The 20391-nt window shown below is 70.0% G+C and carries 25 protein-coding genes, 1 tRNA gene and 1 pseudogene; 10 read left to right on the top strand and 17 right to left on the bottom strand.

Annotation, left to right across the window (positions count from 1 at the left end):
* Nucleotides 1–160 precede the first annotated feature (160 nt).
* The gene (gene rpmB / locus VGN45_RS08900) at nt 161–457 is read right to left on the bottom strand and encodes a 50S ribosomal protein L28 (protein ID WP_327448654.1); all 297 of its coding nucleotides are present in this window, start codon (nt 455–457) and stop codon (nt 161–163) included.
* Nucleotides 458–674: 217 nt separating this feature from the next.
* Here rpmB and VGN45_RS08895 point away from each other — a divergent pair, with 217 nt between their 5' ends.
* Nucleotides 675–1130, top strand: coding sequence for a DUF3617 domain-containing protein (locus tag VGN45_RS08895; protein WP_327461531.1), 456 nt, complete (start codon nt 675–677; stop codon nt 1128–1130).
* A 238-nt stretch (nt 1131–1368) separates the two neighbouring features.
* On the opposite strand, the gene VGN45_RS08890 is transcribed toward VGN45_RS08895, so the two are convergent.
* The 5 genes from VGN45_RS08890 to VGN45_RS08870 form a co-directional block, all read right to left on the bottom strand.
* Complete coding sequence (locus tag VGN45_RS08890; RefSeq protein WP_327461529.1) at nt 1369–1911, bottom strand: CarD family transcriptional regulator; 543 nt, start codon at nt 1909–1911, stop codon at nt 1369–1371.
* Between the two features lie 311 nt (nt 1912–2222).
* Nucleotides 2223–2564 carry a ferredoxin FdxA gene (gene fdxA / locus VGN45_RS08885; protein ID WP_327461527.1) on the bottom strand — a complete coding sequence of 114 codons (342 nt, stop codon included), beginning with the start codon at nt 2562–2564 and terminating at the stop codon, nt 2223–2225.
* A gap of 62 nt (nt 2565–2626) precedes the next feature.
* A complete protein-coding gene (locus VGN45_RS08880; protein ID WP_327461525.1) occupies nt 2627–2914 on the bottom strand; it encodes an RNA-binding S4 domain-containing protein in 288 nt (95 codons plus the stop codon).
* Nucleotides 2911–4233: an MFS transporter gene (locus VGN45_RS08875; protein WP_327461523.1), complete on the bottom strand. Its 1323-nt coding sequence runs from the start codon at nt 4231–4233 to the stop codon at nt 2911–2913. Before VGN45_RS08875 ends, VGN45_RS08880 begins: the two co-directional genes overlap by 4 nt.
* 65 nt (nt 4234–4298) lie before the next feature.
* A complete protein-coding gene (locus tag VGN45_RS08870) occupies nt 4299–6719 on the bottom strand; it encodes a helicase-related protein (RefSeq protein ID WP_327461521.1) in 2421 nt (806 codons plus the stop codon).
* Nucleotides 6720–6977: 258 nt separating this feature from the next.
* Between VGN45_RS08870 and VGN45_RS08865 the strand changes: the two genes are divergently transcribed.
* Nucleotides 6978–7054 (top strand) — tRNA-Arg (locus VGN45_RS08865).
* A gap of 1 nt (nt 7055) precedes the next feature.
* Here the strand turns inward: VGN45_RS08865 and VGN45_RS08860 are convergent.
* A complete protein-coding gene (locus tag VGN45_RS08860) occupies nt 7056–7469 on the bottom strand; it encodes a DUF983 domain-containing protein (protein WP_327461519.1) in 414 nt (137 codons plus the stop codon).
* 325 nt (nt 7470–7794) lie between these two features.
* On the opposite strand from VGN45_RS08860, the gene VGN45_RS08855 reads away from it, so the two are divergent.
* Nucleotides 7795–10698 carry a hypothetical protein gene (locus tag VGN45_RS08855; RefSeq protein WP_327461517.1) on the top strand — a complete coding sequence of 968 codons (2904 nt, stop codon included), beginning with the start codon at nt 7795–7797 and terminating at the stop codon, nt 10696–10698.
* A gap of 14 nt (nt 10699–10712) precedes the next feature.
* Here VGN45_RS08855 and VGN45_RS08850 read toward each other — a convergent pair whose 3' ends face one another.
* The 3 genes from VGN45_RS08850 to VGN45_RS08840 all read right to left on the bottom strand — a co-directional run bounded on the left by VGN45_RS08850 (nt 10713) and on the right by VGN45_RS08840 (nt 12188).
* Nucleotides 10713–10991: an HU family DNA-binding protein gene (locus VGN45_RS08850; RefSeq protein WP_125256313.1), complete on the bottom strand. Its 279-nt coding sequence runs from the start codon at nt 10989–10991 to the stop codon at nt 10713–10715.
* A 115-nt stretch (nt 10992–11106) separates the two neighbouring features.
* Nucleotides 11107–11922: a flagellar type III secretion system pore protein FliP gene (gene fliP, locus VGN45_RS08845; protein ID WP_327461513.1), complete on the bottom strand. Its 816-nt coding sequence runs from the start codon at nt 11920–11922 to the stop codon at nt 11107–11109.
* The gene (locus VGN45_RS08840; RefSeq protein ID WP_327461511.1) at nt 11919–12188 is read right to left on the bottom strand and encodes a FliO/MopB family protein; all 270 of its coding nucleotides are present in this window, start codon (nt 12186–12188) and stop codon (nt 11919–11921) included. The genes fliP and VGN45_RS08840 overlap by 4 nt, the downstream gene beginning before the upstream one ends.
* A 116-nt stretch (nt 12189–12304) precedes the next feature.
* Between VGN45_RS08840 and flgB the strand changes: the two genes are divergently transcribed.
* From flgB to VGN45_RS08825, 3 genes are read left to right on the top strand one after another with little or no spacing between them, the layout of a single operon-like run.
* Nucleotides 12305–12709: a flagellar basal body rod protein FlgB gene (flgB, locus tag VGN45_RS08835; RefSeq protein ID WP_327461508.1), complete on the top strand. Its 405-nt coding sequence runs from the start codon at nt 12305–12307 to the stop codon at nt 12707–12709.
* A gap of 47 nt (nt 12710–12756) precedes the next feature.
* Nucleotides 12757–13143, top strand: a complete 387-nt coding sequence (gene flgC / locus VGN45_RS08830; protein ID WP_327461582.1) for a flagellar basal body rod protein FlgC — start codon at nt 12757–12759, stop codon at nt 13141–13143.
* A gap of 11 nt (nt 13144–13154) precedes the next feature.
* Nucleotides 13155–13460, top strand: coding sequence for a flagellar hook-basal body complex protein FliE (locus VGN45_RS08825; protein ID WP_327461506.1), 306 nt, complete (start codon nt 13155–13157; stop codon nt 13458–13460).
* A 27-nt stretch (nt 13461–13487) separates the two neighbouring features.
* Here VGN45_RS08825 and VGN45_RS08820 read toward each other — a convergent pair whose 3' ends face one another.
* The 4 genes and pseudogenes from VGN45_RS08820 to VGN45_RS14675 all read right to left on the bottom strand — a co-directional run.
* Nucleotides 13488–13895, bottom strand: coding sequence for a hypothetical protein (locus VGN45_RS08820; protein ID WP_327461504.1), 408 nt, complete (start codon nt 13893–13895; stop codon nt 13488–13490).
* Nucleotides 13896–13928: 33 nt separating this feature from the next.
* A complete protein-coding gene (locus tag VGN45_RS08815) occupies nt 13929–14276 on the bottom strand; it encodes a hypothetical protein (protein WP_327461502.1) in 348 nt (115 codons plus the stop codon).
* 136 nt (nt 14277–14412) lie between these two features.
* A complete protein-coding gene (locus VGN45_RS08810) occupies nt 14413–14940 on the bottom strand; it encodes a hypothetical protein (RefSeq protein ID WP_327461500.1) in 528 nt (175 codons plus the stop codon).
* Between the two features lie 169 nt (nt 14941–15109).
* Nucleotides 15110–15226: pseudogene (locus tag VGN45_RS14675) on the bottom strand (LuxR C-terminal-related transcriptional regulator); the annotation flags it as partial.
* A gap of 124 nt (nt 15227–15350) precedes the next feature.
* On the opposite strand from VGN45_RS14675, the gene VGN45_RS08800 reads away from it, so the two are divergent.
* Nucleotides 15351–15728, top strand: coding sequence for a VOC family protein (locus VGN45_RS08800; RefSeq protein WP_327461496.1), 378 nt, complete (start codon nt 15351–15353; stop codon nt 15726–15728).
* Nucleotides 15729–15764: 36 nt separating this feature from the next.
* Nucleotides 15765–17408, top strand: coding sequence for a peptide chain release factor 3 (locus VGN45_RS08795; RefSeq protein ID WP_327461494.1), 1644 nt, complete (start codon nt 15765–15767; stop codon nt 17406–17408).
* Nucleotides 17409–17425: 17 nt separating this feature from the next.
* Here the strand turns inward: VGN45_RS08795 and copD are convergent, their stop codons facing one another.
* The 3 genes from copD to VGN45_RS08780 all read right to left on the bottom strand — a co-directional run bounded on the left by copD (nt 17426) and on the right by VGN45_RS08780 (nt 19349).
* Nucleotides 17426–18328 carry a copper homeostasis membrane protein CopD gene (copD, locus tag VGN45_RS08790; protein WP_327461492.1) on the bottom strand — a complete coding sequence of 301 codons (903 nt, stop codon included), beginning with the start codon at nt 18326–18328 and terminating at the stop codon, nt 17426–17428.
* A gap of 1 nt (nt 18329) precedes the next feature.
* Nucleotides 18330–18692, bottom strand: coding sequence for a copper homeostasis periplasmic binding protein CopC (gene copC, locus VGN45_RS08785; protein WP_327461490.1), 363 nt, complete (start codon nt 18690–18692; stop codon nt 18330–18332).
* Nucleotides 18693–18776: 84 nt separating this feature from the next.
* On the bottom strand, nt 18777–19349 hold the full coding sequence (locus VGN45_RS08780; RefSeq protein ID WP_327461488.1) for a tetratricopeptide repeat protein: 573 nt from the start codon (nt 19347–19349) through the stop codon (nt 18777–18779).
* Nucleotides 19350–19416: 67 nt separating this feature from the next.
* Here VGN45_RS08780 and VGN45_RS08775 point away from each other — a divergent pair, with 67 nt between their 5' ends.
* Both VGN45_RS08775 and VGN45_RS08770 read left to right on the top strand, forming a co-directional pair.
* Nucleotides 19417–19857: a DoxX family protein gene (locus VGN45_RS08775; RefSeq protein ID WP_327461486.1), complete on the top strand. Its 441-nt coding sequence runs from the start codon at nt 19417–19419 to the stop codon at nt 19855–19857.
* Nucleotides 19858–19950: 93 nt separating this feature from the next.
* Nucleotides 19951–20370, top strand: coding sequence for an Hsp20 family protein (locus VGN45_RS08770; protein ID WP_327461484.1), 420 nt, complete (start codon nt 19951–19953; stop codon nt 20368–20370).
* The last annotated feature ends 21 nt before the right edge of the window (nt 20371–20391 follow it).

Raw genomic sequence — 20391 nt, 5'->3', positions numbered from 1 at the left:
TCCGCCGACCTTAAGCAGCGATCCGGAAAAGGGGAGTCATCGCGGCGACCATTACGGAATGGTCATGAACCGGTGTCTCTCTCCCGCCGGGAGAGGGGCTCGAAAGGCAAAAAGGCCGGCGTTTCCGCCGGCCTCTTCAGAACTCGATGTCGTCGCCCGATCAGGCGGCGGCGTTCTCGGCCAGCTTGGCGCGGACCTGACGCTTGATGCGCTGGGCGGTCGGCGACAGCTGCTCGTCGCGGGCCTTGACGATGTAGGCGTCCAGGCCGCCCTTGAAGTCCAGCGTGCGCAGCGCGGCGTTGGAGATGCGCAGGCTGAAGGTCTGGCCCAGGGCTTCCGAGGCGACCTTGACCGTCTTCAACGACGGCAGGAAGCGGCGCTTGGTCTTGATGTTCGAGTGGCTGACCGAGTGGCCGACCATCGGGCCGACGCCAGTCAGTTCGCAACGACGAGCCATTTCGTCAGATCCTTCGCGGAGCGCCGGCGAACCCGTCGACGACGCAATAAACAAAAGCGCGCGGAAGGGCCTCCCGCGCGAGAGGGGGCCGTATAGAGGAACGGCGCCGCGCCCGTCAAGGCCGCACGGCGCAGCGACGATCGTTCAGCCGCCGTTCAAATCCCGCCACATATGAGCCCTAGCATGACCGTTCACCACGTCTGGGGGATCTGACGCCATGAAGACCCGCTTCCTCGCCCTGGCCGCCGTCGGCGGCGCCGTTCTGGCGCTGGGCGCCTCCGACCGTCCGTTCGCCGCGGGCGCTCCGGCGGTCCAGGACACCGTCCTGCCCGGCTATTGGGAATACACCACCTCGGCCGTCGGGGTGCGCGACACCGAGCGCAAATGTGTCCGCCCGTCCGAGATCAACCGCTTCTTCGGCGGCCTGTCGACGCGCCGCTGGAGTTGCACCTATCCGGTGCGCGAGGTCGGCGGCGGCAATGCGCGGTTCGAAGGCACCTGCCGCGACCGCAAGAACCGCACCGTGCGCGTGCGTCTGTCCGGCACCTATCGCCAGGAAAGCTTCACCTTCCGCGGCGGCGCCCAGCTGGCCCGAGGCACGCCCTACCTGCCCGCCTCGATCACCGCCAACCGCATCAGCGCGACCTGTCCGGCCGGGGCTGAGTATTTCTGACGCGCGTCACCTCCCCGCCGCCTGAGGGCGGCGGGGAGGACAGGCGGCCCCGGCGCCAGGAGGGGGCGTCTCCGTAAGGAGAGGTCGCGCTCTGATCACGACTGACCGAGTCGCTCCCTCCTGGCGACCTGACGGTCGCCTGTCCTCCCCATCCGCTTACGCGAATGGAGAGGTGACATCGAAAAAAGGCCCGGGATCGCTCCCGGGCCTTTCGTTCTCAGGACGCTGAACCCGTCGATCAGGCGGCTTCGGCTTCCTCGGCCACCGGCTGGTTGGCCTTCTTGGCGCTCAGGGACTTGCCCAGCAGGGCCACGGCCGCGTCCTTGTCGATCTTGTTGGCGGCGGCGACTTCGCGGGCCATGCGGTCCAGGGCGCTCTCATACAGCTGGCGCTCCGAGTACGACTGCTCAGGCTGGGTGTCGGCGCGGTGCAGGTCGCGGACCACCTCGGCGATCGAGATCAGGTCGCCGGAGTTGATCTTGGCCTCATACTCCTGGGCGCGGCGCGACCACATGGTGCGCTTGATGCGGGCGCGGCCCTTGAGCGTGGTCAGGGCCTTGGTGACGATGTCCTCGCCGGCCAGCGAGCGCAGGCCCGCGGTCTTGGCCTTCTTGGTCGGGACGCGCAGGGTCATCTTCTCGTGGTCGAAGGTCACGACGTAGACCTCCAGGCTCATGCCCGCCACTTCCTGGGTCTCGACGGCCGCCACCTTGCCGACGCCGTGCGCCGGATAGACGACCGCGTCGCCGACCTTGAATTCCAGACCGTTCTTGCTCGTCATGTCGTTCCTTTCTCGGACCGAGGGGAAAGGATGAACGCTTCGCGCGGCGAAAACGGGGCCATGCCTCCAGCGCCGGCGGATCGCTCCGTCGGGTCGAGGGGTCCAGTCTTCAGCTGCGGAACGGATCACCAAACCTCTGGCCGCCTCGGCTCCATGGCCGGGGTTCTGTCGCAAACGCGGTCGAACACGATCCGTCGCCGGAGGCTCGACCAAGACAGACAACCTATCACAAAACCGCAAGATTTCAAAACGGCCCGTGCGCGAACGGCCAAGCCGGGGCAAATCCTCGCCCCGAGCTTCGTTTTGGGGCGTCAGCTGCCCTTTCCGGGCTTGTCGCTGAAATACTTCTCGAACTTGCCGGTTTCGCGCTCGAACTGCTCCCGGTCGGCCGGCGGCGTGCCCTTGACCGTGATGTTCGGCCAGACCCGGGCGAAGTCGGCGTTGATCTTCAGCCATTTGCCGTCCGGATCGTCCTCGGTGTCGGGCTTGATGGCGTCGACGGGGCATTCCGGCTCGCACACGCCGCAGTCGATGCATTCGTCGGGCGCGATGACGAGGAAGTTCTCGCCCTCATAGAAACAGTCGACGGGGCAGACCTCGATGCAGTCCATGAATTTGCAGCGGACGCAGGCGTCGGTGACGATGTAGGTCATGCGGCGGGCGGGAACGCTGTGGCTGAGGCGGAGGGGGCAGATGACCCCGCTTGTTCCGCCTGTCAACCGGCGGCCGGTGGCGCGACGTCACGCCAGAGGCTCCGCGCCTCCTCCGCCGGGCCGCGCCGTTCGCCGAAGGCCAGCACCTCGACCTCCATCAGGCGCGTGCCGGCGGAGAACAGCAGCACGTCGCCGACGTGGACGCTGCGGCTGGGCTTGTCGAGCCGGGTCTGCACTCCGCGGTGGGTCAGGCGCATGCGACCGTCCTCGACCATCGCCGCCGCCGCCGACCGGGTTCTGGCGAACCGCGCGCGCCACAGCCAGACGTCGACGCGGCAGGCCTCGGTCACGACGCCGCGCTCTCGGCATAGACCCGCGACAGCCGCCGATACTGGGGCGAGTTGAACGCCACCAGCGTGGCCACGACGCCCAGCGCCCCCGCCACGGTGAAGATCAGCGCCATGCCCCGCGCCGGCCCCGTGCCGAACCAGTCGCCGATCGCCGCCGCGCCTTCGCCGCCGTCGGACATGAAGGGGATCACCACGAACTGGGCCAAGGGGCCGATCAGAAACGCCGTCAGGGGACTGGCCGCCTGCTCCACCGACTGGGCGAAGCCGAACACCCGTCCCTGCCGCTCGAACGGCACGACCTTCTGCAGGGTGGTGTGCTCGGCCGCCTCGGCGACGGGGCTGATGAAGAACCAGACGAAACAGCCGACGGCCAACAGCCAGATCCATGGCTGGATCGTGAACAGGGCGGCCGAGGTCCAGGCCGCCAGATTGACCAGCATCAGGGTCCGCAGCGGGCTCTTGCCCAGTCCGGTGCGCGAGATGACCAGGCCCGCAAGGATGAATCCGGTCGAGACGCAGCCCAGCAGCAGGCCCCACCGCTGCACCGGCATCATCGACAGGGCATAGGCGTCCAGCAACGCCATGAAGACGCCGCCCAGAAAATTGTTGAACGTGGCGAACAGGATCAGGGCGAACAGGCCGGGCACGGCCCCGACCACGGCCAGGGTGCCCTTCAGATCGACGCGCCGCCGACCCGGCGTGCCGTCCGCATTGGCCGACGCCGCCCGGGGATCGGGCTCGTCCACGCCCACGAACCGAAGATGCACGAAGGCGGCGGTCGTCAGCGCCAGGGCGAACACCAGCGTCCCCTCCATCCCCGTCCGCGCCACCAGGAAGCCCGAGATGACCGACGTCGTCAGAAAGCCGATCCCGGTCACCATGCCGACCAGCCCGTTGGCCTTGTCGCGCCGGTCCTCGGGAACCAGCACGGTGACCAGCGTCGGCAGGGCGATGGCGCGGATGTTCCCGGCGATGACGCCGCCCATCGTCACGGCGATGAAGGCCCACAGGGCCGGGTTCGCCACGTCGCGTCGCGCGTCCTCGGGCGTCAGGATCAGGACGCCCAGGGCGACGGCATACAGGCTGGCCGACACCGCGCTGGACCCCAGCATGACCCGCTTCTTGCGATGATGGTCCACCAGGCTTCCGAACCAGATCGCCAGCCCCGCGGTCAGCACCAGATACAGCCCCGCGATCATGCTGGTCGCGAACACCGACCGCGTCTCCAGCCAGACCCAGAACGTCAGGGCGAACCACACCGTGAAGTTGGTGACGGTGGCGACCAGATTGTTGGACAATAGATGGTGGAACGGGGTCATGCGGGCGTCAAAGCGCGAGAAACGTCGCGGTTCAAGAGTGCTGACCCTCTCCCGCCGGGAGAGGGTCAGCTGGTGCGTCTTCGCCTGGACCGGCGCTGCCGGATTTGTTCGGGCGGCGCCTTCAGGCCCGCCAGCGCCGCGAAGGGGGATGCCGCCGCCTGCGCCCCGGCCTGCGGCCTCGTCCGCGCCGCCCGCAGCGCCTTCGACAGCGTTTCCGCCTGCGCCTCCGTCAGTCCCAGTTCGGCAAGCGCCGCGTAATCCAGCGTGCCCTGACCGGCGGCGCGCAGGTCGGCCAGGCGCTCCAGGGTCGCCAGCGGCAGCGTCAGTCCGCCCGCCGCGCGCAGCCCCCTCGCCGACAGCGTGCGCGGGGCGTCGGTCGGAGCTTCGTCGCGCGCCCAGAAGGCCTGGGCGAAACCCCGGCCCCGCGCCTTCTGGTCCGCGGGCAGCCAGACCGAGTGCGCCCCCACCCGCACGCCGAAGGTCTTCAGCGTCCGCCGCTCGACCTGGCTCAGCGCCGAAAGCTCGCCCTCGACGTCCCGTCGCGCCAGCACGCCGCCGGCCTCCACCAGCCGGAACGCCAGCCCGCGCGTCAGCCCCTTCAGTCCGCCGCTCTCAAGGGCCCGCTTCAACCGCGACAGCCCCCGCAGCGCCCGCCCGCCCTCTTGCGCCAGCCAGGCCTCGACCCGGCGCCGCGCCCGCTCCCGCGCCGCCTCGACGCCCTGATCCCCGATCAGCCGCACGCGCGGCGACCAGGGGTCCTCGTTCGTCACCCGCGCCACCAGCTCACCGCGCCACGTCACGGCCCCGTCCGGCAGCACGGTGAAGGCGTCGTCCGCATCGGCCGCCAGCCGGCCCAGCCGTCGCGCCACCTCCGGCTCGATCGCCCGCAGCGCCAGCCGCCGGTGCGACGGATGGGCGCCCGCGTCGCGGTCTGCGACGAACCGCAGGCCCTCGATGCGCCCCAGCTCGGCGCCCTCGATCATGACCGCCCCGTCCGCCCCGACCCGCACGGCCGCCTCGTCTTCGGCGTGCAGGGCGCGCATCAGGGCGGTGGTCTTGCGGTCCACGAACCGCGCCGTCAGGCGGGTGTGCAGGGCGTCGGACAGCCTGTCCTCCAGCGCGCGGGTCCGCTCGCGCCAGTGCGGGGCATTCTCCAGCCAGTCGGGCCGCGCCGCGACGTAAGCCAGGGTCCGCACCCCAGCCAGCCGGCCCGACAGCTGGTCGATCTGCCCGTCCTCGTGGTCCAGCCCCCGGAACCGCTTGGAAATCCAGTCCTCCGGCAGCCGCCCGTTCGGCCCGATCAGGGCGTGGAACACCTCCATCGTCAGCTTGAAGTGCTCGTCCGCCGTCGTCTTCTGGAAGTCCGGAATCTGGCAGGCGTCCCACAGCCGCATCAGGCTGCCGCGCGACCGCGCGATGCGCTGCACCTCCTCGTCCTGCACCGCCCGGCGCAGCAGGGTCTCGTCCAGCGCCTGGCCGGTCAGATGCAGGCCCGTTCGGCGCGGCGGCTCGGTGAGTGAGCGGAGCAGGTCGGGCAGGCTGTCGAAATCCAGCCGACCATTGCGCCACTCCGCGCCTTCCACCGGGTCGAAGCGGTGCTCGACCACCTGTTCGACCAGGTCGTCGTCCAGATCCTCCGCCTCGCCCGTGACGCCGAAGGTGCCGTCGCGCAGGTGCCGCCCCGCCCGCCCGGCGATCTGGCCGATCTCGTGCGCGTGCAGCCACCGCGTCCGCCGCCCGTCGAACTTCCTCAGGCCCGCGAACGCCACATGGTCGACGTCCATGTTCAGGCCCATGCCGATGGCGTCGGTCGCCACCAGGAAGTCGACCTCGCCCGACTGGAACAGCTCGACCTGGGCGTTGCGGGTGCGGGGCGACAGAGCGCCCATGACGATGGCGGCGCCGCCCCTCTGGCGCCGGATCAGCTCGGCGATGGCGTAGACCTGCTCGGCCGAGAAGGCGACGACGGCGCTGCGCCGGGGCAGGCGGGTCAGCTTCTTCGGCCCGGCGTAGGACAGGGTGGACAGCCGGTCGCGCGACTGGATCTCCACGTCCTCGACCAGCCGCCGCATCAGCGGCTCCATCGTCCCGGCGCCCAGGAACATCGTCTCCTGCCGACCCCGCGCGTGCAGCAGGCGGTTCGTGAAGACGTGCCCCCGCTCCGGATCGGCCACCAGCTGGATCTCGTCCACGGCCAGAAAGTCGACCGACCGCTCCATCGGCATGGCCTCGACCGTGCAGACGTGGAACCGCGCGTGCGGCGGGCTGATCTTCTCCTCGCCGGTGACCAGGGCGACCGAGGCCTTGCCCGCGCGCGCTGTGATCCGCTCATAGATCTCGCGCGCCAGCAGCCGCAGCGGCAGGCCGATCATGCCCGAGCCGTGGCCCAGCATCCGCTCGACCGCCAGATGCGTCTTGCCGGTGTTGGTGGGGCCCAGAACCGCGACGACGCGACCCGGCGCCCGGCCTGTGCCGCGGTCGCTCATGATGGAGGAAAGGTGGCGTCCCGCGCGCGGTTCCTCAAGCGTCGCGACACGACGAACGGTCACGCTTAACGGCGGCGGTCGGGTCCGCGGAACAGGGGCGAAACGAATCAGGACCGAATCACCGACTCGGCCCGATTCCCGATCCGTTCACCGCAAGATATTGTATCTTAAAGCCGATTAACCACAATCGGAAAACGGCGACCCCGGAACGCTCCGCGCTTCCCCTGATCTCCGCCATCCGCTAGGTCACCCGCCGACGGCCCCGTAGCTCAGCTGCATAGAGCAAGGCTTTCCTAAAGCCGAGGTCGCAGGTTGGAGTCCTGCCGGGGTCGCCAGTCACCGCCACTTCCGTCCTTCGCCGTGTTTGCCGACGCTCTGCCATTCGTCGGGGGCGGCGCCGCGGCGCCATTGCTCGACGACCATCCAGCCCTTCAGCGGCCGAAGCACGGCCAGGCAGGCGACGGCCAGCAAGGGAAAGGTGACGATCAGGTGCACCCAGATCGGCGGCTGCACGATGAACTCGAACGCCATGAAGGCCGTCATCCCCACCGTGCCGACCAGGCTCATGCCGAAGAAGGCCGGGCCGTCGGCCGGGTCGGCGAAGCCGTAGTTCAGTCCGCAGTTCGGGCAGACGTCGCGTATCTTCAGGAAGCCGCGCAGCAGGGGCCCCTCGCCGCAGCGGGGACAGCGGCACCTCAGGCCCAGCCAGAGGGCGCTGGTCCGATCGGCGGGCGAAGGCGGGGGCGTCATGAACGATCAGGTGCGCTCCCTCGTCCCTCGGCGCAAGCCTCCGGGCGCATCGCCTCAGGTTGCAGACATGTTGCAGCGCAGCAACTTCAAGTAACAGCGGTTGACGAGATGGTCGGGCAGGCGCACATCGACGCCGGGGAGAGCGGAAATGTTCAAATCGCTCATGCAGTTGCTGAAACGGCCGTTTTGCGGCCACGTGTTTCACCACAGCCGCAGCCGGCCAGGCTGGATCGTCTGCCAGCACTGCCGCCTGTATCGTCGCGGCTGACGCCGGTCATGCCCTGTTAACCGCGATGAAACCGCGCGCGCGTCAGGGTGCGCGCGCATGTCCGCGCGCCGCACCTCCCGCCGGGTCCTGAAGTCGACCGTGGCCCTGGCCGCGGCCGGGGCCGTGGCCCTGTCTCCGGTCCTGCCGCTGGCCCAGGAGTACCAGCCGGCCGCCCTGGACCCCGTCGCCATCCGCGTCGGGGCGACCGCCGATTACACCCGCGTGGAGTTCGCCGGCGTCGTCGGCGCCCGGTCGCGCGTCTCGATCGACGGGCGCCGCGTGGTCGTGCGCATCGGCACGACCGCCGCCCCCGACGTCTCGCGCCTGAAGGTCGATCCGCCCGCGGGGGTCGAAGCTGTCGAGACCCGCTCCGTCCAGGGCGCCACCGAACTGGTCCTGACCCTGGCCGAGGGGGCCGAGGCCCGCACCGGCGTCGCCGACGGCGCCGTGTTCCTGAACCTCTACGCCCCCGGTCGCGCGCCTCAAGCCGCTCAGGCCCAGCCCGCGCCCACCACCGCCGTCGCCGCCGTGCCCGTGCGGACCCAGGCGACCGCCGACGCCCTGACCCTGAGCTTCGACTGGCCGCAGCAGGTGGGGGCCGCCGTCTTCCGCCGCGGCGACGCCGTCTGGGTGGTGTTCGACGCGCCGGCGAAGCTGGGCCTGGCCCCCGGCGCCGACCTGGGCCCCGCCGGCCCCGCGCGCTGGGCGGCCGGTCCCGACTACGTCGCGCTGCGGATCGAGGCTCCGAAATCCCTGCCGGTCGCCGCCTCGGCCGAGGGCGGCGTCTGGACGGTTCGCCTGGGCGGCGGCACCGTGGCGTCGGGCGGCGTCTCGGTCGACCGCGACCCGGCGGGCGAGCCGTCGCTGGTCTTCAACATGGCCGGATCGGGCCGGGCGATCTGGCTGACCGATCCGGTGGTCGGCGACCGCTTCGCCGCCGTGACGGCGATCGGCCCGGCCAAGGGCTTCGGCCGGCGCCGCCGCACCATGGACCTGCACGTCCTGCCCTCGGCGCAGGGGCTGGCGATCGAGACGGTCGCGGACGACCTGTCGATCCTGGCCGACGGCGACCGGGTCGTGCTGTCGCGCCCGTCAGGCCTGATCCTGTCGCCGCCCTCGGCCTTGCTGGAGGTCGCCGACGCCGGCGACCACGCGCCGCGCAAGGCCAGCCATCCGGCGATGATCTCGCCGGACTGGGCCGCCCCGGCCGAAGGCGGATTCGTCGCCCGTCACCGCAAGCTGCAGGCCGAGGCCGCGGAGGAAGGGGCCGCCGCCGCAGACGATCCGCGCGCCCCGGTCGAAAAGCGCCTGGCCCTCGCCCGCTTCCTGGTCGGCTCCGGCCTGGGGCACGAGGCAGTGGGCACGCTGAACGCCCTGGTCGCGGCCCAGCCGAACCTGTTGGGCGAGGCCGAGGTGCGCGGCCTGCGCGCGGCCGCCCGCATCTCGATCGGCCGCCTGGACGAGGCGTTGGCCGACCTGTCCGGCGCGGCCCTGTCCGGCGATCCCTCGGCCAAGGCCTGGCTGGGTTTGATCGCCACCCGCCAGGGCGACTGGGAGGAGGCGCGGCGCCAGTTCGCCGCCTCGGCCGCCGTCATCGACGGCTTCCCGCCCGAATGGCGCGCTCGCTTCGGCTGCGCCCACGCCCTGGCCGCGCTTGAGTTGGGCGACGTGGAGGCGGCGCGCTCGCTGCTCGCCTACGCCCTCAGCCAGCCGATCGGCGCGGCGGAACAGCTCCAGATCCGCCTGGTTCAGGCGCGCCTTTTCGAAAAGACCGGCGAACTGGACAAGGCCTCGGCCGTGTTCGCCGCGGTCGGCAAGGCTCCGCTGGATTCCGTGGCCGTCCCGGCGCGCCTCGGCGTCATCCGCATCGGCCTGGCGCGCGGCACGATCAGTCCGAAGGACGCCGCCACCGAGCTGGAGACCCTGCGCTGGCGCTGGCGCGGCGACGCCACCGAGCTGGAGGTCATCCGCACGCTCGGCCAACTATATCTGTCCCAGGGCCTGTATCGCGAAGCGCTGACCGCGCTGCGCGCCGCCGGGCCGCGCATGGCGACCATGCCGGGCGGCGTCGAGCTTCAGGCCGACGTCCAGGCGGCCTTCCGCATGCTGTTCCTCGAAGGCGGCGCCGACGGGCTGCAGCCGATCCAGGCGCTGGGCCTGTTCTACGACTTCCGCGAACTGACCCCCATCGGCGCCGATGGCGACGAGATGGTGCGCCGCCTGGCGCGGCGTCTGATCGACGTCGACCTGCTGGATCAGGCGGCCGAGCTGCTGAAGTATCAGGTAGAGCAACGGCTGGACGGCGTGGCCAAGGCCGTCGTCGCCACCGATCTGGCTGTCGTCTATCTGATGGACCGCCAGCCCGAGGCGGCCCTGCAGGCCATCTGGTCGTCGCGCACGACGCTGTTGCCGTCTGCCCTGAACGCCGAGCGCCGCGCGCTGGAGGCGCGGGCCCTGATGGATCTGGGCCGGCTTGATCACGCGCTGGAGGTACTGGGCGACGACGCCTCTCCCGCCGCGCTTGAGGTCCGGGCCGAGGTGCTGTGGAAGCAGGAGAGCTGGGCCGCCGCCGGCGCCGTCTACGAGCGGCTGCTGGGCGACCGGCACCTGGACGCCGCGACCCCGCTGACGCCGGTGGAGGAGAGCCGGCTGATTCGCGCGGGCGTGGGCTATTCGCTGGGGAATGACGACGCCGGACTGGCCCGTCTGGCCCAGCGCCATGCGCCCTTTGTCGAGCGCGCCCGCAGCGCCGACGCCATCCGCATCGCCCTGTACGATCCGTTGACCCTGACCTCGCCGTCCGGCCTGGCCGCGGCGATCCAGAGTTCAAGCACCTTCACCGGCTGGGTCGAGGGCGCCCGGACGCGGTTCCGCGAGCGGACCCCTGCGGTGGCGGCTCAAACGCAGACGGGCGGAGCGACGCCCGCCGCTCCGCCCGCCCAATCCTCACCCGCCGCGTAGGCGGGGAGGAAGGCTTACTTGTTGACCGCGTCCTTCAGCGGCTTCGACACGCGGAAGCGTACGGCCTTCGAGGCGGCGATCTTGATGGTCGCGCCGGTGGCCGGGTTGCGGCCTTCGCGGGCGGCGCGGGCGGCGGTGTCGAACACGCCCAGGTTCGAGATGCGCACGTCGCCGCCGGACTTCAGCGACTTGTGGATGTTGTCGACGATGGCGGTCAGCACGCGGCCGGCGTCGGCCTGCGACACGCCCGCGTCCTTGGCGACGGCGGCGATCAGTTCGGCTTGAGTGGTCATGTTGGGTCGTTTCCGATTTTCTGTCGCCCCGACTGGGCGACTGCCGCCGGATTGACGCCGCTTTTTGATCGCTTGGCAAGCGACTTCGGCGCTGAAAGCCCCACGGGCTGGGGATTCACCCTCCGCCCGACGCCCTCTGGAAGCTCTCGACCAGGCTGCCGGCGACCAGTCTCCACCCGTCCACCAGCACGAAGAAGATCAGCTTAAAGGGCAGGGAGATCACCACCGGAGGCAGCATCATCATGCCCATGGACATCAACACGCTGGCCACCACCAGGTCGATCACAAGAAACGGAACGAAAAGAAGAAATCCGATCTCGAACGCGGTCTTCAGCTCACTGATCATGAAGGCGGGGACGATGACCCGCAGGGGCAGGTCCTGCGCCGTCGGCGGCGCCTCGACGTTGGACAGCCGGGTGAACAGTTCCAGGTCGCCGCGGTCCACCTGGGCCAGCATGAAGGTCTTCACCGGATCGGCCGCCAGATCGAACGCCTGGGGCAGTTCCATCTGCTGATCCATCAGCGGCCTGATTCCCGAATCATAGGCGTCCTGCCAGGTCGGAGCCATGACGATGGCCGACAGGAACAGGGCCAGCGACACCAAGACCGCGTTCGGCGGCGACTGCTGCATGCCCAGCGCGGTCCGCAGCAGCGACAGCACCACCACGATCCGAACGAAGCTGGTGGTCATGATCACGATCGACGGCGCCAGGCTGAGCACCGTCATCAGCCCGACCAGCTGCACCACTCGCGTGGTCAGGCCCGCCCCTGTGCCCAGGTCGATGTTCACCGCCGACGAGCCCGCCGCCGCCTGCGCCGCCTCCTGCGCCAGCGCGCCCAGCGGCCACACCAGACAGGCCAGGGTCACGCACAGCGACAGCAGGGCCGCGCGCTTGAGTTCCGCCCGCGTCGGCAGGACGAAGACCTTCACGTCCCCTTCCCCCGCGGCTCGATCAGCTCGCGCCCCTCGCCCAGCAGGATCAGCCGCTCCTCGTCGTCGATCTTGACCAGCACCAGCCGTCGTGCTGGATCCAGCACCAGGGTCTCGATCACGGCCATGCGCCGCTCGCCCCGCTCGGCCGACAGCCGGGCCAGCAGCTGCGGCGCATAGCGGCGCGCCAGCCAGGCCGCGCCCCCGATCAGGCCCAGGGTGAAGGCCAGGCCGAAAATGGCGCGGAGCAGATCGAGGAAATCCATCGCCCCGGATCGTTAACGGTCAGGGTTAACGGGCCGTTTAGAGAACGATTGATTAACCACGCTCGGTCACGATTTCGCTCGGGCGCCCCCGCCCGCGTCGCGAGAAGGACCGGCCGATGTCGCCCGCCGACCTGCCGCTGCTGAACCAGATCAAGGGCCGGCTGACCTGGCTGGACGAGCGCCAGCGCGTCATCGCCCAGAACGTCGCCAACGCCGACACCCCCGGCTACATGGCGCGCGACCTTCGCCAGCCGACCGACTTCGCCAAGGCGGTGCAGGGCGCGGGCGGGCTGCAGATGACCCGCACCTCGGCCGCCCACATTGCGCCGACCAATCAACCCGCGCGCTTCGCCGTGCAGGACAGCCCCGATTCAGAAACCACGCTGGACGGCAACGCCGTGGTCGTGGAGGAACAGATGCTGAAGATGGCCGAGAGCCGCATGGCCTACGACGCCGCCATCAGCCTGTACCAGAAATCCATGGCCCTGCTGCGCATGGCCGCCCGGCCGCCCGGCCGCTGACGGAGGGCTGACCCGTGCCTGACCCCATTCCGCCCCGCAATTCCACCATGGCCGTGGCCGCCAGCGCCCTGAAGGCGCAGCAGTCGCGCATGCGGGTGATCGCCGAGAACATCGCCAACGCCGATTCGACGTCCGACACCGCCGGCGGCCAGCCCTATCGCCGTCAGGTGCCGGTGTTCCGCGCGCGTGAGGTGGACGGCGCCACCGGCGTCGCCTTGGCCGAGGTCCGCGCCGATCCGGGCCAGTTCCGCCGCGACTACGACCCCAGCCACCCGGCCGCGGACGCCGAAGGCTACGTCCTGCGCCCCAACGTCGACACCCTGGTCGAGGCCATGGACATGCGCGAGGCCCAGCGCGCCTATGAGGCCAACCTGAACGTCATCGAGACCGCGCGCGCCATGGAGCAGCGCACCCTCGACATCCTGAAGCGCTGAGGACGTAGCCGATGAACCCCATGGCCGCCATCAAGGCCTATCAGTCGGTCCAGTCGGGCTCCGCCGTCGGCGGAGCGGGCGGCATGGACCCGGCCGGCGGCTCGGAGTTCGGCGCCATCCTGGACGGCGTGATGAAGGGCGCCGTCGAACAGACCCGCGCCGCCGAAACCCAGATGTCCATGGCGGTGCAGGGCCAGGGCAGCCTGATCGACGTCGTCACCGCGGTGTCGTCAGCCGAGGCCTCTCTGGAAACCGTCATGGCCGTCCGCGACCAGGTGATCCAGGCCTATCAGGAGATCATGCGGATGCCGATCTGACGCCTGGCCCGCATGGACCGGGCGCGATCAGCGCGTCTGACGCCGTGGCGCCGTGACGCCGCCCCACAGCACGGCCCCGAGCACCAGATAGCTCCACAGATAGTAGACGGTGAAGAATCCCGCCTGCCTCATGGTCGCCGAGGTCAGGAAGGCGATGTGGGTCAGAACGATCAGAACGACGCCGGCGGCGGCCACCGCCGGCCAGATCCTGCGGCTCCGCGTCGACAGCCAGACCAGGAAGACCGCCAGGGCCGCGTCGATGAGCAGGATCCCCCACTGCACACCGGTCCACCAGTCCATGTCGGCGACGGTCGAGGCGATCCAGGCGAAGGAAACGGCGAGGGCGGCTCGACGCTCGGTCGAACCGCCCCGCAACAAGGTGAAGCCGCACACGCCCAGCATGATGACCAGGCCGATGACTTCCAGCGTCGACATGCCGCCCCCCGTCAAAGGGGGCGACTATCGCCGTCAGGCGGCGACCACCGCAAGCCTTCCGCTTGTGCCCGGCTTTTCGTCCTTTGTGCCGCCGCCGATGGGCATCGAGCGGAACACGGACTCGGTCTGCAGATCCGCCAGGGCGTTGTGCGCCTCGACGACCGCCGAACGGGCCCGCGCTTGGGCCGCCATCGCCTCGACCAGGCGGTCGTAGACGGCTTGGCCGCGGGTGGCTGCGAACCCAGCTTCCCGCGCCTTGGCGGGCAGGGACTGGGTCAGGCCGGCGATGCTGCACATGGCGTCGTCGACGGCCCGCTCAGTGGCGAACAGCTGGTCGGCCACGGATTGGGCCAACTGGATGTGGGACTCTCGTCTTGTCATGGGTGAACCCTCGGTATGCCCGGCCCCGGAAAAAGGAGCGACTGCAACCATAAAGCGAATTCCCCGACCGTCGTCAACAAAAACGTGCAGAAGCCGATCGCCGCAAGGATCACGAGTATGCGGACGGCCGCTCCGCTCAGGCCGCGTCGCTCAGGTCCGTCCTGCGCTGGGTCTTCAGCGTCCGCCCGGAAAGCAGCCCGGCCGCGATCAAGAAGATCGAGCGCAGCGTCTCGGCCCCCGAACACAGCTCGTGCCGGCGTCTCAGCAGATCCCTCTGCCGTTCCAGAGCCACGCGGCGGCGAGGACCGGACACGCTGTAGTTGATCGCCCACTCCAGGTCGGTCAGGCTCCAGCTGGGCAGATTCCCTTTCCTCGGTCTGCGGGTCGTCGTCCGCGCGACCGGCGGCTCGGCGGTCGGCGCCGTGACGGCCGAGGCCGTCAGAACGATCTGCTGAAGCAGATCCATCGGCGACAGATGCGCGCTCGCCTCCTGCAATTGGCTCAGCAGGTGTTCCGCCCAGGCCTTGCGCCGGGGCGTGCCCGCCAACTGGTCCAGCACGGTCTCCACGTCCTCCCAGGTCATGGTCGGCAGGCGGTCCGGACCGGTCGCGGGGGTCCAGTCGGTCTTGTACCAGTCGGGAATGTTGCGTTGGGGTTCGATCATTTTGGCCTCCTTCGAGACCGTCAGGATCGATCGCGTCGTCGTCGGCCGGCAGGCTGGAAAAACCCGCTGCATACTCGGTATGCAGAATTTCGCCGCGCTCATGCAGCAGGCGGAACGCGGCGCGTGAGCTCGTCACGCCCAGCTTGCGGCGCGCATTCGCAAGGTGCCGCTCGACCGTCGCCTGGGCGATGCCCAACTCGGCCGAAATCTCATCCGCCTGACGATGCTGCGCGACGCCCGTCAGACATCGGCGTTCCTGAGCGGTGAGAAGATCGAGCAAGGCCACTGCGGGCGCTCCGATCGGTTCGCGAAAAATCGTTCAGAATGATTAACACCGCGATTCCCCGTCACGGCGAGTGATCTGCACGAAAGCGTGCGCGTTTCCGTCAGGTGCATCCACAGGAACGATCATGCTCAGGAACATCGACGCCCATCCGATCGTCGCGGTGACCGACCTGGCCCGCGCCCGCCTCTTCTATGGAAAGACGCTGGATCTGCCGGAGGAGACCGCAGACGCGACCATGGCGGTCTACCGCACCGGCGCCACGCGGCTGACCGTCTACGTCTCCGAATACGCCGGCTCCAACCTGGCCAATGCCGTGGTCTGGGCGATGGGCAAGGGGCTGGAGGACGTCGTGCGAGCCCTGACGGGACGCGGCGTGACGTTCGAAAAATACGACTTCCCCGGCACGACGTTTGAGGACGGCGTTCACCTGGCCGGCGACGCCCGCATGGCCTGGTTCAAGGATCCCGACGGCAACATCCTGCACCTCGTCCAGGGCATGTGATGACTTGAGGGCGCGTTCGGGCTATCGCCGCGCGCCATGTCGAAACTGACTCTCGCCGAGGAGGCCGGCCGTCGCCGGACCTTCGCCATCATCGCCCACCCCGACGCGGGCAAGACGACCCTGACCGAGCACATCCTGCTGTCGGGCGGCGCGATCCGCGCGGCCGGGGCGGTGCGGGCGCGGGGCGAGAACCGGCGCACGCGATCGGACTGGATGAAGATCGAGAAGGAGCGGGGCATCTCCGTCTCGGCCTCGGTCATGACGTTCGAGCACGACGGCAAGATGTTCAACCTGCTGGACACGCCGGGCCACGAGGACTTCTCGGAAGACACCTATCGCACCCTCACGGCCGCCGACTGCGCCATCATGGTGCTGGACGCCGCCAAGGGCATCGAGCCCCAGACCTTGAAGCTGTTCGAGGTGTGCCGCCTGCGCGACATCCCGATCATCACCTTCATCAACAAGCTGGACCGCGAGGCCCAGGATCCCATGGCCCTGCTGGACGAGATCGCCAGCCGCCTGCAGCTCGACCCCTCGCCCATCTGGTGGCCGGCCGAGAGCGGGAACCGCCTGCGCGGCATGGTCGAGATCGGCACGGGCATGTTCCAGCCCTACGTCCGCAAGGCCGCGGGCTCGGACGAAGACCCCGACCACGGCGCCCCCCGCCCCCTGGCCGACGCCGCCGACTGTTTCGAGGGCTCCGAGCAGGCCGACCTGACCGAGGCGCTGGAGCTGGTCGAGGGCGGCTACAAGCCCTTCGACCGCCAGGCCTTCCTGGAGGGGCACATGACGCCCGTCCTGTGGGGCTCGGCGCTGCGCCACTTCGGCATCGACCAGCTGCTGGCGGCCATCGGCGACTGGGCCCCGCCGCCCAAGGTGATGCCGGCGAAGAAGGAAGCCCCGCCCGAGACCCGCAACGCACCCGAGCCGGTAGAGCTGACCGTCGATCCCGGCACGGCCGAGGTCACCGGCTTCGTCTTCAAGGTCCAGGCCAACATGGACCCCAACCACCGCGACCGCATCGCCATGTTCCGCATGGCGTCCGGCCAGTTTCGCCGCGGCATGAAGCTGAAGGTCCAGAACACGGGCAAGCAGTTGAGCGTGAACGCCCCCATCATGTTCTTCGCCAGCGACCGCGAACTGGCCGAGGACGCCTTCGCCGGCGACGTGATCGGCATCCCCAACCACGGCGTGCTGCGGGTGGGCGACAGTTTGTCGGAGAGCGGCATGATCCGCTTCGCCGGCTTGCCCAACTTCGCGCCCGAGATCCTGCAGCGGGTGCGGGTCAAGGATCCGCTGAAGGCCAAGCACCTGAAGAAGGCGCTGGAGGGTCTCGCCGAGGAGGGCGTGACCCAGCTGTTCCGCCCGGAGCTGGGCAGCGACTTCATCGTCGGCGCCGTCGGCCAGCTGCAGTTCGAGGTCATGGCCGACCGCCTGGGCGAGGAATACGGCCTGGACGTCCTGTTCGAACCCAGCCCCTGGGCCGAGGCCCGCTGGATCGCTTTTGCGGAGGGGGGGGCCAAAGCCGACCTCGACGACTTCATGGGCAAGTACCGCCCCCAGATGGCTGTCGACATCGACGCCGCCCCCGTCTTCCTGGCCAAGTCCAGTTGGGAGACGGGCTACGTCGGCGAACGCTTCCCCAAGGTCCGCTTCATGAAGACGAAGGAGCGGGGGTAGGGAGCGTCCTTCCACCGTCACATCAGCCCGGGCGGCGCCTCGACGCCCATCACGGCGACCACCGCCAGCACGGCCAGGCCCAGAGCGGTCTCCACCAGCACGCTGGCCCGTAGCCGCGCGAGGGCGGCCTCCGCCTCGGCCGGGCCGGCGGCCGCCAGTGCCGGGGTAAGCCGGGTCCGGTTGCTCCAGGCCAGCGCCAGCATGGCGGCGAACAACGTCAGCTTGAAAAGCAGCAGTCGGCCGTACAGGCCGTCGCCCAGCTCGCCGATCTTCTCCGGCCCGACGAGGAAGGCCGAGTTCACAAGTCCCGTCGCCGCCAGCGCGACGACCGCCGAAATGCCGACGCCGGAAAAGCGGGCGAACGCCCGCGCGGTTTCGCGGCTTTGGGCCGCACCCCGGTCGAGACAGGTCAGGGTCAGCGCGGCCAAGGCGCCCAGCCAGACCGCCGCCGCGACCGCATGCAGGACGTCGGCCGCGAGGTGCAGCCGCGCGCCCGCCCCCTCCGTCGAGCCGGCGTGGCCGCTCCACGCGAAGCTGCCGGCCGCGACCAGACCGGCGACGATCGACGCGGTCCAGGCTGTCCGCCCGGTCTTCAGCAGGGCGAGGGCCGCCAAAGCCGTCAGCGCCGCCCCCGCACGCGTCACCATCGACAGGCCGAAGGGCGTCTGAAACGCGACCAGACTTAAGGAACCGGGCTTGAGGGCCTCGCTCCATGATCCCGCCATGACCGCCGTCTGGGCCGTCAGGGCGCCGGCCGCGCCCAGCGCTGTGAGGCCCGCTGCCGCGATCGTCAGCGGCCGTGCCCAGTACCGGGACGGCAGATCGCGCCCCGCGCCGGCCAGGAAGAGCGGCGCCCCCAGCAGCAGGGCCACGCCGACGTACTGGACCAGCCTCAGGCCGGCGACGATGGGTTCTTCCATCTCACCGCACGGTGAAGACGTAGGCCCCGGTCATGCGGTGGCCGTCGATCGAGGCGATGCGCCAGTCGACCCGGTGCAGGCCCCGCGCCAGCGGTCGGGCCAGGGTCCCGGTCATGGTCTTGCCGTCGCGCGCGTGGGCCACGGTGACGACGGCCTTGTTTCCCGCCGCGTCGGTGACGTCGAAGCTGGAGAAGTTCGCCACGATCCGGCCGCTGAAGGTCAAGCTGACCGTCCGGGTCGGCGCGACGACGGCGTTCGGCGCGGGCGTGGCCGAGGCCAGGCCGGCATGCGCGCCCGCCTGTCCGGTCGCCATCGCCACGACGGCCGCCGCGGTCACGACGGACAGGGGAATCAGGCGGGACATAGGACGCTCCGACAAGCGGCGAGAATGCGTCTTCTGCCCCACCATCCCGGCATTTCCAAGGTCGCTCAGACGCGATGCGCGGCCTCAGTCGGGCCGGCCGTGCGCCGCCACCCACTCGGTCTTGTAGGCGTCCAGACGGGCGCGATCCACCCGGCCGGCGACTTGCGGGGCGATGGCCTCCAGAATGCGCAGCGCGTTCTCGTCTCCGCCCTCGCCGGCCAGTTCCAGATAGGCCAGACCGCGCTCCACCTCCTGCGGGCCGCCCTGACCCGTCAGCAACATGCCGGCGTAGCCGCGCAGGGCATGGGCCGAGTCATGCGTCTCCGCCGCTCGGCGATACCAATCCCGCGCCTGTGACTCGTCCTTGGTCGTGCCCTGACCCAGGGCCAGCATGACGGCGGTGGAGATCATGCCGTTCTCATAGCCCGCGTCGCCCGACGCCCGCACCCAGCGCCAGGCTTCGCGCTCGTTCCGTGTCGTTCCCTCGCCGTTCAGAAGCATCATGCCGAGGTTCCACTGCGCTTCGGCGTCGCCGGCCTCCGCGCGCGCCTTCACGTCACGATACTGGGCCGTCGCGTCCTGCGGCGTCTGCGCCTGCACCAAGGCGGGGGATGCGGCCCCCAGAAGAAGGATTGACGCCAGGACCACCGCACGCATGACTGGGAACTCCGAAGGGGGATGGGGCAAGGGGCCCCACGCCCCACTCCGACGCGAGACGCCGACGATGCGCAACCCCCGATCGGATCACGTTCTCTTCAGCCGTTTCGCCGACGAGGCGGTGTTGCTGCTGCGCCTCTATCTCGGCGGCTTTTTGATCTGGGGCGTGTGGGACAACGTCACCTCCGCCGCGCGCATGGCCGAGTTTCAGGCTTTTCTCGCGGGGTTGAACTGCCCGCTGCCCGCCGTGGCCGCGCCGGTCTCCGTCTATGCTCAACTGCTGGTCGGGATTCTGCTCGTCCCCGGCTTTCTGACGCGCTGGGCGGGACTGCTGCTGGCCGTCAACTTCGCCGTCGCGGTCGTCCTGCTGGCGACGGGGCTGGAGGCGCCGGGCGAAGCCGTCGCGCGGGAAGTTTTCGGGCCGATGATGTGCGTTCTGGCGGGCCTGATCCTGGCCACGGGCGGACCCGGGCGCTGGTCGATGGACGCGCGGTTCCGGGGCGGTTGAAGCCGGGCGCCCGCGGCCCCATCTGAGCGTCCGGCCGGGCGTCGCCTCCATGGGGCGCCTTGAGGCCGTCGCCTGCTTCGGGGGCCGATGACGATGACGACCCGCACCCTGCTGTTCGACAGCCCGTTCCTGCTGGGTTTCGACCACACCCGCGCCCTGATCGACCGCGCCCAGCGCGCTGCGGCCGAGGGTTATCCTCCCTACAACGTCGAGGCCCGGGGGGATCATGCCGTCCGCATCACCCTGGCCGTGGCCGGCTTCACGCCCGACGACTTGGCCGTGACGATCGAGGGTCGCCAGCTGACCGTGGCCGGCAAGCGCGAGGGAGCGGAGGCCGACCCGGGCGCCTATCTGCATCGCGGCATCGCGGCTCGCGGCTTCACGCGCGCCTTCGTCTTGGCGGACGGGCTGGAGGTCGTGGAGGCGCGTCTGGAGCATGGCCTGCTGCACATCGATCTGGCGCGGCCGGAGGAACGACCCGCCGTGCGCCGCATTCCGATATCTCAAGCCTGAGCGACGATCGCTCGAACCCCT

The organism is Brevundimonas sp., from assembly GCF_035999125.1.
GTDB lineage: Bacteria > Pseudomonadota > Alphaproteobacteria > Caulobacterales > Caulobacteraceae > Brevundimonas.
This window is presented reverse-complemented; position numbering and strand designations above follow the sequence as displayed.

Bases quoted from the DNA above. Each gene is read 5' to 3' on its own strand.
- rpmB (WP_327448654.1), bottom strand. From the start codon at position 457: ATGGCTCGTCGTTGCGAACTGACTGGCGTCGGCCCGATGGTCGGCCAC.
- VGN45_RS08895 (WP_327461531.1), top strand. From the start codon at position 675: ATGAAGACCCGCTTCCTCGCCCTGGCCGCCGTCGGCGGCGCCGTTCTG.
- VGN45_RS08890 (WP_327461529.1), bottom strand. From the start codon at position 1,911: ATGACGAGCAAGAACGGTCTGGAATTCAAGGTCGGCGACGCGGTCGTC.
- fdxA (WP_327461527.1), bottom strand. From the start codon at position 2,564: ATGACCTACATCGTCACCGACGCCTGCGTCCGCTGCAAATTCATGGAC.
- VGN45_RS08875 (WP_327461523.1), bottom strand. From the start codon at position 4,233: ATGACCCCGTTCCACCATCTATTGTCCAACAATCTGGTCGCCACCGTC.
- VGN45_RS08870 (WP_327461521.1), bottom strand. From the start codon at position 6,719: ATGAGCGACCGCGGCACAGGCCGGGCGCCGGGTCGCGTCGTCGCGGTT.
- VGN45_RS08860 (WP_327461519.1), bottom strand. From the start codon at position 7,469: ATGACGCCCCCGCCTTCGCCCGCCGATCGGACCAGCGCCCTCTGGCTG.
- VGN45_RS08855 (WP_327461517.1), top strand. From the start codon at position 7,795: ATGTCCGCGCGCCGCACCTCCCGCCGGGTCCTGAAGTCGACCGTGGCC.
- VGN45_RS08850 (WP_125256313.1), bottom strand. From the start codon at position 10,991: ATGACCACTCAAGCCGAACTGATCGCCGCCGTCGCCAAGGACGCGGGC.
- VGN45_RS08840 (WP_327461511.1), bottom strand. From the start codon at position 12,188: ATGGATTTCCTCGATCTGCTCCGCGCCATTTTCGGCCTGGCCTTCACC.
- flgB (WP_327461508.1), top strand. From the start codon at position 12,305: ATGTCGCCCGCCGACCTGCCGCTGCTGAACCAGATCAAGGGCCGGCTG.
- flgC (WP_327461582.1), top strand. From the start codon at position 12,757: ATGGCCGTGGCCGCCAGCGCCCTGAAGGCGCAGCAGTCGCGCATGCGG.
- VGN45_RS08825 (WP_327461506.1), top strand. From the start codon at position 13,155: ATGAACCCCATGGCCGCCATCAAGGCCTATCAGTCGGTCCAGTCGGGC.
- VGN45_RS08820 (WP_327461504.1), bottom strand. From the start codon at position 13,895: ATGTCGACGCTGGAAGTCATCGGCCTGGTCATCATGCTGGGCGTGTGC.
- VGN45_RS08815 (WP_327461502.1), bottom strand. From the start codon at position 14,276: ATGACAAGACGAGAGTCCCACATCCAGTTGGCCCAATCCGTGGCCGAC.
- VGN45_RS08810 (WP_327461500.1), bottom strand. From the start codon at position 14,940: ATGATCGAACCCCAACGCAACATTCCCGACTGGTACAAGACCGACTGG.
- VGN45_RS08800 (WP_327461496.1), top strand. From the start codon at position 15,351: ATGCTCAGGAACATCGACGCCCATCCGATCGTCGCGGTGACCGACCTG.
- VGN45_RS08795 (WP_327461494.1), top strand. From the start codon at position 15,765: ATGTCGAAACTGACTCTCGCCGAGGAGGCCGGCCGTCGCCGGACCTTC.
- copD (WP_327461492.1), bottom strand. From the start codon at position 18,328: ATGGAAGAACCCATCGTCGCCGGCCTGAGGCTGGTCCAGTACGTCGGC.
- copC (WP_327461490.1), bottom strand. From the start codon at position 18,692: ATGTCCCGCCTGATTCCCCTGTCCGTCGTGACCGCGGCGGCCGTCGTG.
- VGN45_RS08780 (WP_327461488.1), bottom strand. From the start codon at position 19,349: ATGCGTGCGGTGGTCCTGGCGTCAATCCTTCTTCTGGGGGCCGCATCC.
- VGN45_RS08775 (WP_327461486.1), top strand. From the start codon at position 19,417: ATGCGCAACCCCCGATCGGATCACGTTCTCTTCAGCCGTTTCGCCGAC.
- VGN45_RS08770 (WP_327461484.1), top strand. From the start codon at position 19,951: ATGACGACCCGCACCCTGCTGTTCGACAGCCCGTTCCTGCTGGGTTTC.